Source organism: Stenotrophomonas sp. NPDC077420, assembly GCF_044543385.1.
Classification (GTDB): Bacteria; Pseudomonadota; Gammaproteobacteria; order Xanthomonadales; family Xanthomonadaceae; genus Stenotrophomonas.
The window spans coordinates 71,935-85,126 of the sequence record NZ_JBITVZ010000011.1; the positions used below are offsets into that span (position 1 = coordinate 71,935).

Annotated in this window: 10 protein-coding genes; 7 read left to right on the top strand and 3 right to left on the bottom strand. The window is 65.3% G+C overall.

Annotated features, from left to right (window positions below):
• Positions 1 to 166: 166 nt before the first annotated feature.
• Positions 167 to 571 carry a barstar family protein gene (locus tag ACIGII_RS12310; RefSeq protein WP_399638466.1) on the bottom strand — a complete coding sequence of 135 codons (405 nt, stop codon included), beginning with the start codon at positions 569 to 571 and terminating at the stop codon, positions 167 to 169.
• 173 nt (positions 572 to 744) lie between these two features.
• Between ACIGII_RS12310 and ACIGII_RS12315 the strand changes: the two genes are divergently transcribed.
• From ACIGII_RS12315 to ACIGII_RS12335, 5 genes are all read left to right on the top strand, one after another.
• Positions 745 to 1,935 carry an OsmC family protein gene (locus ACIGII_RS12315; RefSeq protein ID WP_399638468.1) on the top strand — a complete coding sequence of 397 codons (1,191 nt, stop codon included), beginning with the start codon at positions 745 to 747 and terminating at the stop codon, positions 1,933 to 1,935.
• A gap of 148 nt (positions 1,936 to 2,083) precedes the next feature.
• Entirely contained in the window at positions 2,084 to 4,903 is a 2,820-nt protein-coding gene (locus ACIGII_RS12320) for a TonB-dependent receptor domain-containing protein (protein WP_399638470.1), read from the top strand.
• Between the two features lie 5 nt (positions 4,904 to 4,908).
• Positions 4,909 to 5,883, top strand: a complete 975-nt coding sequence (locus tag ACIGII_RS12325; protein ID WP_399638471.1) for a DUF1684 domain-containing protein — start codon at positions 4,909 to 4,911, stop codon at positions 5,881 to 5,883.
• Positions 5,884 to 6,009: 126 nt separating this feature from the next.
• On the top strand, positions 6,010 to 6,369 hold the full coding sequence (locus tag ACIGII_RS12330) for a glycine zipper 2TM domain-containing protein (protein WP_399638473.1): 360 nt from the start codon (positions 6,010 to 6,012) through the stop codon (positions 6,367 to 6,369).
• A gap of 523 nt (positions 6,370 to 6,892) precedes the next feature.
• Positions 6,893 to 8,908 (top strand): metallophosphoesterase family protein, encoded by a 2,016-nt coding sequence (locus ACIGII_RS12335; protein ID WP_399638475.1) that lies wholly within the window; start codon positions 6,893 to 6,895, stop codon positions 8,906 to 8,908.
• Between the two features lie 4 nt (positions 8,909 to 8,912).
• Here the strand turns inward: ACIGII_RS12335 and fabR are convergent, their stop codons facing one another.
• A complete protein-coding gene (gene fabR, locus ACIGII_RS12340; protein ID WP_399638477.1) occupies positions 8,913 to 9,578 on the bottom strand; it encodes an HTH-type transcriptional repressor FabR in 666 nt (221 codons plus the stop codon).
• Positions 9,579 to 9,671: 93 nt separating this feature from the next.
• Here fabR and ACIGII_RS12345 point away from each other — a divergent pair, with 93 nt between their 5' ends.
• A complete protein-coding gene (locus ACIGII_RS12345) occupies positions 9,672 to 10,745 on the top strand; it encodes a ferredoxin reductase (protein WP_399638479.1) in 1,074 nt (357 codons plus the stop codon).
• 2 nt (positions 10,746 to 10,747) lie between these two features.
• A complete protein-coding gene (locus tag ACIGII_RS12350) occupies positions 10,748 to 11,869 on the top strand; it encodes a fatty acid desaturase family protein (RefSeq protein WP_399638481.1) in 1,122 nt (373 codons plus the stop codon).
• A 64-nt stretch (positions 11,870 to 11,933) separates the two neighbouring features.
• Here the strand turns inward: ACIGII_RS12350 and ACIGII_RS12355 are convergent, their stop codons facing one another.
• Positions 11,934 to 13,061 (bottom strand): metallophosphoesterase, encoded by a 1,128-nt coding sequence (locus tag ACIGII_RS12355; RefSeq protein WP_399638483.1) that lies wholly within the window; start codon positions 13,059 to 13,061, stop codon positions 11,934 to 11,936.
• Between the last annotated feature and the right edge of the window lie 131 nt (positions 13,062 to 13,192).

Below are 13,192 nucleotides of genomic sequence, written 5' to 3' on the forward strand. Positions count from 1 at the left end.
TGTAGTTGAGGGAGCCCGGACGGGAGCGGGCGCCAGAAACGGTGGCAGACAGCGCGTGATGTGCAGAAACCGAACGCGCAGACGAAAAAAAACCCGGAGCCCGTCACTCACGTAAAGCGGGTGAGGAGGGGAGCTGATCCGGGTGTGCGCAAGCAGTATAATCGGGTCACTGCTGCAACACGGTGATGCGGGGATGAGCCGAGAAGATATCCATGACGATCTGGAAGTAACTCTGGCCTTTTCCAGCGTCCAGCGCCTGCAACTTGGCGGCGATGACAGCGCTGTTGAATCTGTCGTTTCCATCCAGTTTGGCCTGCAGCCATGCGCGGGTAGTTTCCTCGCCGAGCGCGTTGCGGGAATGTTCGATGTCCCGCCAGATCAATGTCGCGCCTTCGTGCCCGGCCAGCACCCCATAGCCCCCGTACAACATGTCATCCAGTGCATCCAGGCTGTGCCCGAGCTGCCAATCTTCGCCGGCCATGAAGACCCGGTTGATCTCGGCGTAGAAGCTTGGAATGTCACTTACCGCGCTGCCTTGCAGCGCCAGTACCAGTGGATCGGTGGTGGTCATTCAGTCCTGTCCTTCCGTACCTGGTCAACACGACTCTAACAGTGGCGCCGCTTCCGTCGAATCGCGGCGGCGTCGGGCATGTATATGGGAATTGCCAACGGTTATTTAAATGCGGCGATGCGACATGAAACAGTGGGCTTCTATTCACGAACCACTCCGGAGGCCGTTCTCCCATGTCCATCGCACGCTGCACGACGCCGTTCAAGGTAATCGGCACCACCGCATTGTCCGCCATGCTGCTGCTGGCTCCGCTGGTTTCCTCGGCCGAGGACCAGGCCTCGCCGCTGCGCACCTACCTGGCCGCCAAGCGCGAGGCCATCCAGGCCCAGTCGGCCAGACCCGGCACGCCCACCGCGATCCACGGGAAGGTCACCGCGGAAAGCCGCTCTGGCGTGCGGCGCCTGCGCGTCGGCCCGACCGGCGAGTTCCAGTACATCAGCGACAGCGGCCGCAACTACGCCGGCTACAACCTTGGCGCCGGTTCGTGGGATTCGCTGGTGGGCACGCTGGCCAGTGCAGTAGCTGACGAATACATCGTCCAGGCGGCGGTGCAGAACGTGCCGCTCGACGGCCTGGACGTGGTGTTCACCAGCATTCCCGAGCGCAAGAGCGAGACCCTGGCGTACCCCAACAACCTGTCCTATGTGGCCTACATCGATTCTCCGGCCCCCGACGCCCAGCTGCAGGCGCTCAAGCGCGCGGTGCACGAAAACTCCTCGGCCATCGACCTGGTCACCCGGCCGCAACAGGTCAGTCATGCGGAGGTGGAATACCACCACAGTGCGGCCGAGCGCGACCCCAAGCTGCCGCCGGGCCTGCGTGACTTCATCACCGAGGAGAAGCGCCCGGCGGTGCTGGCCAGGCAGGTAAAGCCGGGCGCGGGCAAGGCCAAGCCGGCCGAGCCGGAAACCCTGGTCGCGCGCGCCCACGTCGAACCGCGTACCGGCCTGCGTCGGGTGTTCCTGGGTAAGGACGGTTACCACCAGCAGCTGCACGACAGCGCGCCCGGCCTGCTCGGCTATGGCCTGGCCCCGACGGTGGAGGAGCACCTGCTCGGCGTGACCGGGACCTGCCTGACCCACATCTTCGAAGTGCAGGCGGCTTCGCGCAACGTGCTGCTGGATTCGCTGGAGCTGACCGTGGATGGCCAGGTGAGCCCGCGCTTCGGCAGCAACGTGCGTTCGCCGGCGCGGTACAGCGACATCCGTTACAAAGTGCGGATTGAATCACCGGCGTCGGAACAGGAGATCGATGCGCTGCGCCAGTCGGTCGAGGCAACCTGCCCGCTGTACAACCTGGTGAAGGACGAGCAGAAGCTGGAAGGCAGCATCGTGCGAGGCGCATATGCGGACGCTACGCGTTAAGCGCAGTCATCTGGCGCTTGCCCTGTGCACGCTGCTTGCGCCGAGCGGGGCAGCGGACGCCGCCGAGCCCGCAGAGGCGGCTGAAGAAGCAGCTGCGACGGGATCGCCCTCACAGGGTTCCAACGCGCGCACGCTGGACAAGGTCTCCGTGCTCGGCTCGCAGATTGCCGGCGGCGGTGCGCAGGCGGCATTGCCGGTGGTTGCGGTGGATCGCGAGCAGATCGACGCCACCTTGGCCACCAACGGCAACGAGCTGTTCCGCAGCCTGCCGCAGTTTGGCGATGTGGCCATTACCGAGAAAGGCACCACCAACGCCGGCCGCAACTCCAACGTCGCGCGCGGGGACGTGGGCTCCATCAACCTGCGCAACCTGGGCTCGAAGTACACGCTGCTGCTGGTCAATGGCCGCCGCACCGTGCAGCACCCGATCAGCAACAGCGGCGATGACACCACCTACAACGCCAACGCCATTCCGGTCTTCGGGCTGGAACGGGTCAACCTGCTTCTGGATGGCGCGGCCTCCATCTACGGCTCCGATGCGGTGGCCGGCGTGGTCGACCTGGTGATGCCCAGCAACCTGGCAGATGGCGGCGGCGTTCGCCTGAACTACGGCAAGGTGACCGATGGCCACCGCGAAGAGGTATCGCTGGACGGGTACTTCGGCAGCGATTTCAGCGAAGGGCGCGGGAACCTCTCGGTGCTCTATGGCTTCTCCAGGCGGACCTCGCAGCTCAATTCCGATGCCTGGTTCACCGCCACCGACGGCCGCCGCCCGCTGGGCGACGGCACCAGCGTGCCGGACCCGAACGGGACCACCGGGTTCAGCACCCGAACGCCGTGGGGGCATTTCGATACCTATACCGGCAGCCGGCGCACCGGCAGCTGGTACGTCAATCCCACCACCGGTGCGTTGACGTCCGGCACGGTGCCCACGCGCTATCACTACGATTCGGCGGCCGAGCCGGGCATCACCACGTCACCGTCCATCCGCAAGGGCAACGTGTTTGCCACCGGACGCTTCGACGTCAATGACAGCGTGCAGCTGTTCGGCGAGCTGGGCTACTACCGTGCCACCTCGGAATCCTGGGTGAGCAGCGAGTCGGGTTTCGGCGGTGACGGCTTCCTGCTGCATATCCGCCCCGATGCGTACTGGGTTCCGCAGGCGCTGCGCGGTGCCGATGCGATCCGGCTGCTCAACTACCAGTTCGCCGATTCGGGCATCCGCCGGGTAAAGGTGGACAACGACCAGTCGCGGGTGCTGCTGGGCGTGCGTGGCTGGACCGAGGGCGGCTGGAACTGGGAAACCGCGTTGCTGTACTCACGCGCGCGCAGTACCGACACCCAGCAGGGCGGGCTGACCGATGCCTTCATCGAAGCGGTGAACCGCACCGACGCCAGTGCCTACAACCCGTTCAGCGGCGGCGACCCCGCCAGTATCCGGGTCGGCGATGCCACGCCGTACGACACCTCGTCCTTCATCGGCGAGGCGACCCGCGAAGGCACCACGGAACTGGCGCTGTGGGATTTCAAGGTGAACCGCTCCGATCTGCTGACCTGGTATGCCGGCGACATCGGCATGGCAGCGGGGGTGGAGTACCGGTATGAAAGCCGCCGGGATGACCGCGACGAGAACATCGATGGCAGCAACCCCTACACCGACTGGTATACCGGTACGGTCGCGGCCAGCAATTTCTTCACCCACAGCCCGCGCCCGGATGTGCGCGGCAGCCGCAACGTTACATCGGCGCTGATCGAATTCGCGGTGCCGCTGGTGTCGCCGGCACAGGGCATCCCGCTGGTGCAGTCGCTGGACCTGCAGCTTGCCGGCCGCTGGGAGGATTACAGCGATGCCGGCAAGGTCGGCAAGCCGAAACTGGCGGCGGCCTGGAAGGTGGTGGACAGCCTGCTGCTGCGCGGCTCGGTAAGCGGCGGCTTCCGTGCACCGGGGCTGGAGCTGGTGAATTCGCCGCCGACCTACGGCTTTGGCTTCAACAACGACGCGGTCCGCTGCCATGCGCTGGTCACCAAGGGCGCGCAGCCCGATTACGCCGCCTGCTTGAATGCCTTCAGCAGCGGTTCGTCGGTAAAACCGTCGGTGAGCGCCGTGACCTCGTACGGCGACGACGTCGAACCGGAAACCACCCGCCAATCCTCGTGGGGCGTGGTCTTCGAGCCACAGTTCCTGCCCGAACGACTGGGCGCCATCAGCCTGAGCGTGGATGCGTGGCGGGTGAAGGTGGAGAACCCCATCAGCACCATGGGTGAGGAACTGCTGTACGACGCGTACCTGCGCGTGGTGGAAGGCAGCAGCAACCCGAACGTGGTGCGGGCGGCGGTGACGGCGGAAGACATCGCGCAGTTCGAAGGCTCCGGCCTGGCGCCGGCGGGCGTGGTGACGCACATCTACAACCGCTACCAGAATCGTCGGCCGCTCACCGCGTCGGGCGTGGACTACAACGTGGGCTGGCGCCTGCCGGAAACGTCGTGGGGCACCTTCTCGTTGCTGATCAGTGCCAGCCAGCTCAAGGAGTACACCCAGCAGAAACCCGCCGAGATTCAGCAGGTGGCTGCGGCCATCGCCAGCGGGCAGCTGGACATCCTCGTGCCCGACCTGGGGGCGGCCAACGAGGTGGGCATCAACGGCGCGAAGCCGGAATGGCGGGCCAGCGCGACGTTGATCTGGAACCTGCAGGACTGGACGGTGCGCCTGCGCGATGACTACATCGACAGCGTGACCGCCGGCGCGTACGCCGACCGCACACCGTTCGTGGTCGGCTCCACGCAGCGCTGGGCGCTGTCGGTAAAGAAGGAGTTCACCCGCGGGCGCTTGAGTGGCATCGCGGTGGAAGTGGGGGCGCGAAACCTGTTCGACAAGGAGCCGCCGCTGAGCGCCAGCGGCAACTACCTGAGCGCGCTTCACGAATCCTACGGACGCTACCTCCACCTCGGTATTTCCAAGAACTGGTGAACATCATGAAGACGCACGCAGTCGTTTCGCTGTTCGTGCTCACCCTGCTCGCGACCGCGTGCAGTCGGCAGGACCAAGCCACAGGGGTGCCATCCGCATCCGCGGCCGCAGCCGCGGCGCTGGATTTCCAGGACCAGCACACGCAGTGGGTCCGTCAACGCAGCGCGGACCTGAGCAAGCCGGATGGCTGGACCAGCCTGATCGGGCTGCACTGGATCGAAGCAGGCAAGCGCAGCGTGGGTGGGGGCGCGGACAATGCGATCCGCCTGTCCATCGCGCCGGATCGACTGGGCGAGGTGGAGAAGCGCGCCGATGGCCTGTACTTCCAGGTCGCCGAGGGCGTGCCCATTACGGTTGACGGCAAGCCGGTACAGGGCGAAGTCCGCCTGGATCCAGAGGGGGCAGGCGGTGGAACCAAGCTGGCCTATGATCAGGGCAAGGGCCAGATCACCGCGATCAAGCGCGGCCAGCGCCTGGCGCTGCGGGTTCGCCATGCCGACGCACCGGCACGCCGGGATTTCGCGGGCCTGGACTTTTTCCCCGCCGACGAAGGCTGGCGCGTGAAGGCGACGTTCGTCCCGCACCCGGCAGGCAGGACGCTGCCCATCGTGAACGTGCTGGGCGAGGTCTCGGACAATCCGAATCCGGGCTACGTGGCGTTCGAGAAGGAGGGGCGACAGTGGCGGCTGGAAGCGCTGGGCGACCCGGCGAAGGGCTTGAACCTGATGTTCCAGGACCAGAGCACGGGGCGGCTGACCTATGGGGTGGGGCGCTACCTGCACACCGATCCGGTCGCCGCGGACGGCACGGTCGTGCTGGACTTCAATCGCGCCTACAACCCACCCTGCGCCTACACCGACTTCGCCACCTGCCCGCTGCCGCCGCCGGAGAACCGGCTGGCGCAGCTGGACAGCCATGGCGAACGTGCGCGGCTGGCGGTCCTGGCCGGTGAGAAGAAGTACGCCGTGGCCCGGCACTGAACGGGCGCGTGCTGCACTGCCGGCTGAACGGCGCGCGTGGCGTTGACATGGCATCCACGGCTTTTCACGGCAGATTCCCTGCGCCGCGCCGAGACTGGCGGTACGACATGAAGCGAGGAGCCAACCATGAATCTTTCCACCCGGAACATGCTGTGTGCAGCGGCGCTGATGGCATCGGTGTTCAGTGCCAGTGCCCAGACCTACGGGCCGAAGGACGAGGGGCGCCGTTTCAATGACGGGACCAAGGTCGTCTGCAAGAATGTCGAAGTGCAGCGCAACAGCAAAGACCCGAACCGCATTGCCGGCACCGCCACCGGCGCGGTGGTGGGTGGCCTGCTCGGCAACCAGGTCGGCGGCGGCAACGGCAAGAAACTCGCCACCGTAGCCGGCGCTGTGGCCGGCGGCGCCGCCGGTCGGCAGATCCAGGGCAATCACCAGAACAAGACCGGCGACCGCGTGGTCGAGCGGCAGTGCTATCGCCGCTAACATCGCTGACGAAGCCGGTAACCGTCAAAAGTCGAAAAGGGGCCGGTCCATATGCCGGCCCTTTTTGCTACTCCACATTTCCAAAGTCCGTGCGGTCGGCGGTTGCCACAGCCAGCGCAAGGAGGTGGCCCGCTATTCACGTCGCACGAACAAGTGCGGGTGCAACCTGAATGCAAATCGGGGGTCATGTCGTGGGAGCGATGTGGCTGGCAGTGCCGCTTACACCGGGATCGACCCTCTCCGGGAGGGCTGACATCTCGATAAGGGGTGCGCCGCCCGGGAGGTTGCGATGTGCGTCTACAGGTGGGCGATTCGTGCCCTGATTCTGGGGTGCTGCAGTGCAGCCATCCCCTCGCCTGGATCAGAGGCCGTCCCAAGGGTACTGCAGCAGGCTGAGCCTGAGTCCGCCGCACCGGGATGCGGTATGACGACAACCATGAGCTACAGGGGGCACCTTGCCCCGGGCTGGAACGCAAAGAATCCACAATGGTTCGTCGTCGGGTCGGACACGCAGTATCCACGAGTGATCAACAGCGATGGAAGCGAGAGCCTCGATCCGTCCCTGTCCCAGTCGAGATTGCAGCTCGTGCTCAGTGACATTGGAGATTTCAGGGCGTCACAGCCGCTCCCGGTGCCTGTCGCCATCAATGGCGATCTGACCGATTTCGGTCACGGAAGTGAGCGGGTCGCCACCCAGGAGTTTTTCAAGAAACTGGAGCCAAGCCGCGGAGCTCCTCTGTTCCTGCCGCTGCTGGGTAACCATGATTATGGGAACAACGTGAACGATTGCGCCAACAACGGTTGCGCACGCGACAGCGTCTGCGATGTCCTCAAATGGACCCGCGAGCTTGAGCCGCGCTCCTGGGACTACCATCTTGGCGAAAACGAACACCGAGGCAGCTATGGGTACGCCGTGGATGTTGGACCCGCTGCGACCTTGATCCAACTCAACGATTACCCAACGTACCAGCGGTGGTTCGAGAGCGGTGATCTGTTGACGAAATCGAAATTCAATGTACTGCCTTCTCTTCGCTGGCTGGAAGGTGCTTTGCGCGACGCCAGGGAGCGCAATCGCTATGTTTTCATCAACATGCACCGTCGAGGTGGTTGGACGGGAAGTGGGCACGAGCGATTCCGGGCATTGATCGAAAGTTACGGCGTGCAGGCGGTGTTTGCCGGACACCTCCACAAGGAACTGGGCCTGGCTGGCGGAACCGCTGAGTACTTTGGCCGAGTCCCTGTGTTCCAGACCGGTGCGTTATTGAATCGAACCTACCTCATCGTGGAATTCCGGCCGGATCCCGGGCGATTCACGGTTTACAAGGTTGCGTCCGACCAGGGTCACCGTGCCAAGCAGAAAGTGGGCGACTACAGTCTGGCGCTTTCACCAGGGTTGCCTGCTGCCGACTTTTCGGATGCGGCGCTCACGTTGCACGAAGGCAACAATGCCAGCCAGAAAGTCCTTTGCGAACTGAAGCTTCCTTACGCCGCATTCAACCTGCCAGGCGCGCAAGGTTGTACCAACGACGAGGCGCGGTCCCTGCGAATCCTCAAGGCGAAGAAGGGAACGATGATCCGGCTGTTCGGAAATTGGCACCACACCAAAGATCAGGGATATGCCTTCATATACGTCACCAAGGATATTCTGCTCCCGGAGGTGGTTGGATCGTTCGATCATAATCAGGTGACGGACCGCTGGGAAATTGTTCGTCTCGGGGGACATACGCTGGACGGTAAGGTTTCCAGCATGTCGATGCTGAGCGACGCGGGGGTGCCGCCGGAACGCGTCGAATTCTACTCAGGTAACGAGGGCGGCGGAGACCTGCTCTGCGCCGTTACGTTGCCTTATCCACCCCACAACCTGCCGGGCGCTTCGGGTTGCAAGAATGACCAGATTCGCTCGATGAAGATCATAAAAGCCAAGAAGGGAACGATGATCCGGTTGTTCGGCAACTGGCATCACCAGCGGGACCAAGGCTACGCGTTCGTATATGCACTTCAAGACATTGTGAAACCGGTGACTGTTGGAACGTTCGAACGGAATCAGGTGAAAGCAGAGTGGGAAATTGCGAGAATGGGAGGTGGCACCCTCGACGGCAAGGTTTCCAGTATTTCGATGCAGGTGGACTCAGGAGAAAGCGAGTCCAGGGCCGAATTTTTTGAAGGCAACAATGCAACCCAGAGCCTGCTGTGCACGGTGCCGTTGCCGTTTACCGCCTTCAATCTTCCGGGGCGATGGAGCTGCGACAACGACGAGATCCGCTCGGTACGCATCGTCAAGGCCAAGAAGGGGATGATGATCCGTGTCTTTGGCAACTGGCACCACCAGAAGGACCAGGGGTACACCTTCATTACAGTGCGCAGGGACATCTGGAACCCGGTCACGGTGGGCAGTTTCGACCGGAGCTATACCAACGATTCGGTCAAAGTAGAAAATTTCGGCTCGGACGTACTTGACGGAAAGATCTCGAGCATGTCGGTGCATCTCGACATGCCTGTCGATCTGAAAGCCACCGCGCCGGCGATGGCAGACCCCTGAACGGTCAGCGCGTCGGCGGGAAGCCCGCGATGGTGCGCGCCCCGGTGATGATCATGCGCAGCATCTGCGCGGTCTGTTCGATCATCTCCGGGTCGCGCTCGGGCGGCTGGTCCAGCGCCGTGCCGCCCATGGCGAACACCAGTCGCGTGATCGCCTTGGCGACCAGGTGCGGCTCATGCAGCAGCGCGCCGTTGTCGGCATGCGCCAGCCGGATCAGGTCCACGCAGAGCTCTTCTTCGAAGTAATTCAGCTCGCGCTCGACGGCCTGCTTGAAGGCATCCGAGCCGGCGCTGCCTTCGCGCAGCAGCACGTGGAGCAGGCGGTCGTCGGCACGCAGCTGTTCGAAAAACGTTTCCACGGACAGCCGGATGACACTGCGGTCCGACGATGCCGCGCGCTGTCGTGACTCACCAATGATGGTGCGCAACGAACGGCCGGCCAGGTCGATCAGGGCCACGGTCAGCTCGTCCATGTCGCGGAACTGGCGATAGAACGAGTTCGGTGCGATGCCGGCTTCGCGGGCCACTTCGCGCAGGCTCAGGGTCGACACGCTGCGGTGCGGGCCGATCAGGGTCAGGGCGGCAGCCAGCAGGTCCTCGCGTGAAATCGAGGCCTTGCGGGCTGGCAGGGCGTCGTCGTGGACGGTCAGGTGCGAATCGGGGGGGGTCATCCAGAGGCCAGACGGTCAAGTCCCTGAATCATAGCCGGTCTGAGGGATATACAAGTGTATACACAGCTGTATGCTCGCCCGTATAGTGACGGCATGAGCGCACTCCCTCGTCCTGCCGCCCGCCGTTCCTCCCTCTCGCCCCGCCACTGGGTGTCCGAGGAGTTGTTCGACTTCTGGGCCGGCCGCGTCCATCCGCTATGGACCCTGCGCCGGGCGCGGGCACGGCTGGTGTCCCGCACTGCGGCCAGCGCCGACGCGGTCACCCTGGTCCTGCGCCCGAACCGCCATTTCCGCGGCGTGGCCCCGGGCCAGCACGTGAACCTGGGCGTGGAGGTGGACGGTCGCCGCCTGTCGCGCAGCTACAGCCCGACCCTGCTGGATGACGGCTGCCTGGCGATCACCGTCAAGGCGATCACCGGCGGCAAGGTCAGCCAGCACCTGGCGCAGCACGCGCAGGTGGGCGAGGTGTTCGAGCTGGGCCAGGCCTTCGGTGAGATGACCCTGCCGGCCACCCCGGTCGGTCGCGTGCTGCTGCTGGCTGCGGGCAGCGGCATCACCCCGATGCGCGCGCTGGTGCGCCAGATGGAGAGCGCCGGCATGCCAGCGCAGGTGGACCTGGTGTACTGGGCGCAGCAGCGCGAGGCGGTGTGCTTTGCCGACGAGCTGGCCGATATCGCCACCCGCCATCCCGGCTTCCGCGTGCACCTGGCGCTGACCCGCGATCCGACCGCGCCGGCCGCGCGCGTGGGCGATTACGATTTCAGCGCGCTGGGCGATGTTTCCAGCGCGCAGGTGATGGCCTGCGGACCGGGCGGTTTTGTCGAGGCCGCCAACACGCGGCTGAAGGGGCAGGTCGCCACGCTGCAATCCGAAGCCTTCACCCCGCCGGTGCTGCCTGATGCGGAAACCGGCACGGTGCGCGTGGAGCTGCGCCGCAGTGGGCGCATTCTGGAACTGCCGCGCGGCACCTCGCTGCTGCAGGCGCTGGAAGCCGAAGGGCTGCGTCCTGCCAGCGGCTGCCGCATGGGCATCTGCAATACCTGCGTGTGCGGCAAGGCCAGTGGCGTGACCCGCCACACCCTGACCGGCGAGTACGCGGCCGAACCGGCCACGCAAGTGAAGCTGTGCGTCAACAGCGCCAGCACCGACCTGATCCTGGAGCTTTGAACATGCCTGCCGTGCAGAACCGTGTGTTGTCCGCCGCCGAACTGGACGCGTTCGGCAACGAACTGGACGCCCTGCGTGCCCGCCACCTGGCGACACTGGGTGACGCCGATGCGCGCTACATCCGCCGCGTGGTCGCGGGCGTGCGCTGGACCGGCGTGGCCGGCCGCGCACTGCTGTTCCTGGGCGCATTCGTGCACAGCGTGCTGATTCCGGCCTGGATTGCCGGCGTGGCGCTGCTGGCGCTGTCCAAGATCCTGGAGAACATGGAGCTGGCCCACAACGTCATTCATGGCCAGTACGACTGGATGGGCGACCCGCAGCTGCAGGGCAGCACCTACGAGTGGGACATCGTCGGCACCGCCGACAACTGGCGCAAGACCCACAACTTCCGCCACCACACCTACACCAACGTACGCGGGCTGGACGATGACATCGGCTACGGCCTGCTGCGGATCTTCCCCGAACAGCGCTGGCGCCCGTTTTACCTGACCCAGCCGGTGGTGGCGGTGGTGTTCGCGCTGCTGTTCGAATGGGGCATCGCCATCCAGGACCTGCGCCTGGGCCGCTGGTTTGCCGGCAAGATCACCTTCCGCCAGCTGCTGGCACAGGCGCGCCCGGTGGGGCGCAAGATGGGCAGGCAGATGTTCAAGGACTACCTGCTGTTCCCGGCGCTGGCCGGCCCGTTCTTCCTGCCGGTGCTGCTGGGTAACGTGGTAGCCAATGTCATCCGCAACGTATGGACCTACGTGGTGATCTTCTGCGGGCATTTCACTGCCGACGCGGAAACCTTCCCGAAGGAATGCGTGCGCGATGAATCCCGTGGCCACTGGTACCTGCGCCAGCTGCGCGGTTCGTCGAACATTGCCGGCGGCAAGGCGATGAACGTGATGACCGGCAACCTCAGCCACCAGATCGAGCACCACTTCTTCCCCGACGTGCCGGCCAACCGTTATGCCGCCATTGCTGTGGAGGTGAAGGAGATCTGCGCGCGGTATGGCCAGCACTACAACACCGGTTCGCTGCCGAAGCAGTTCGGCCAGGTGATGTGGCGCATCCTGCGACACGCCTTCCCGAGCCGCCCGGCCCGGGTGAAGCCGCTGGTCACCGCAGACCAGCCCGCGTAGAGACACGCCACGCGTGTCTGCGGACGGTACGGGCGCGTGCAGCGCCCGACGCCCGTTCGCCGTCTCAGTCGCTCTGGCCAGGGACGCCGTCGGCCAACGGCACCCGCGACCCGTCCAGCAGCCCGCGGCTGACCGTGTCGTTTTCAATGAACAGCAGCTCGCCGTTCTCGCCCTTCTTGATGCTGCTGTCGATGGCGATGATGCGCCCACCATGGAAGCTGCTCACGTGCGGCATCGAGGTGTGGCCCACCACGATGCGCTTGAGGTCCAGCTGCTTGAGCAGGGTGTCGACCTGCGCGGTGTCCATGCGCCCGTCGAAATAGCCGCGGTACCAGATCGGGCTGGTCTTGCCGTCAAACAGGCGCGCGGTGTCCGGCGCGGCCTTGACCTGGTCCTTGGGCAGGCCGACCGACGCCTGGTAGAGGGTATTGGTGGCCTCCAGGCCGCGCACCAGCTCCAGGTTCTCCGGCGCGATGCCGCCATGCAGGAACAAGGTGTCGCCGATCTGCAGCAGCACCGGGCGGGTGCGCAGCCACTGGCCGATCACCGAATCGGCGCCATACAGCGCCGGATAGCTGCGCCCGAGCAGCTGCGCGCTCTTGAGGTACTTCGGGTTCACGTAGCGCAGGTCGTCGTACAGCACCATGGTTTCGTGGTTGCCCAGCACGAAGTGCACCGCGCCGCCGGCCGCAGCGGCCTGCTGCTGCAGGCTGTACAGCAGCCAGAACGCTTCGGTCACCTGCGGGCCGCGGTCGAACACATCCCCGGCCACCACCAGGGTGGCGTCGCCCAGCGACCAGCGGTCCTGCTCGTCGATCACGTGATGGGCGCGCAGCAGCTTCACCAGCAGGCCGTACTGGCCGTGGATATCCGACAGCGCCACGATGCGTGGGGTGGCCGGCAGGCGCGCCACCGGCGCGGTGCGCGGCGGCAGCACGGTCACCGGATGCGGATAGCCGCATTCGGGCAGCACCACGGTGGTGGCGCCGCGTGCGGGCAGCTCGCGCTGCACGACATGGTCGTTGCAGACCCACTGCGCCTGGTGGCCGTTCCCGGTGGCGAACACGTAAGGGCCATCGGCCTCCACATGCTCGGCCGGCGCCGGAAGCTCGCGGGCGGCGGCGAGCAGGGGAAGCAGGGCCAGCCCTGCCAGGATCAGGCGGACGGCAGCGGAACGGGCAGGAAGCGGCATCGGAACTCCGGCGAACGGGGATGCGGCTGGGTGCCGCGTGCCCGATGCTACCCGCCGGCCGCGCCGGCGGGTATGCCCGATGGGTCTGACGGCCATGCGGAATCGGCCGCGTCGGCGCGACGACCAACGGT

Bases quoted from the DNA above. Each gene is read 5' to 3' on its own strand.
- ACIGII_RS12310 (WP_399638466.1), bottom strand. From the start codon at position 571: ATGACCACCACCGATCCACTGGTACTGGCGCTGCAAGGCAGCGCGGTA.
- ACIGII_RS12315 (WP_399638468.1), top strand. From the start codon at position 745: ATGTCCATCGCACGCTGCACGACGCCGTTCAAGGTAATCGGCACCACC.
- ACIGII_RS12325 (WP_399638471.1), top strand. From the start codon at position 4,909: ATGAAGACGCACGCAGTCGTTTCGCTGTTCGTGCTCACCCTGCTCGCG.
- ACIGII_RS12330 (WP_399638473.1), top strand. From the start codon at position 6,010: ATGAATCTTTCCACCCGGAACATGCTGTGTGCAGCGGCGCTGATGGCA.
- fabR (WP_399638477.1), bottom strand. From the start codon at position 9,578: ATGACCCCCCCCGATTCGCACCTGACCGTCCACGACGACGCCCTGCCA.
- ACIGII_RS12345 (WP_399638479.1), top strand. From the start codon at position 9,672: ATGAGCGCACTCCCTCGTCCTGCCGCCCGCCGTTCCTCCCTCTCGCCC.
- ACIGII_RS12350 (WP_399638481.1), top strand. From the start codon at position 10,748: ATGCCTGCCGTGCAGAACCGTGTGTTGTCCGCCGCCGAACTGGACGCG.
- ACIGII_RS12355 (WP_399638483.1), bottom strand. From the start codon at position 13,061: ATGCCGCTTCCTGCCCGTTCCGCTGCCGTCCGCCTGATCCTGGCAGGG.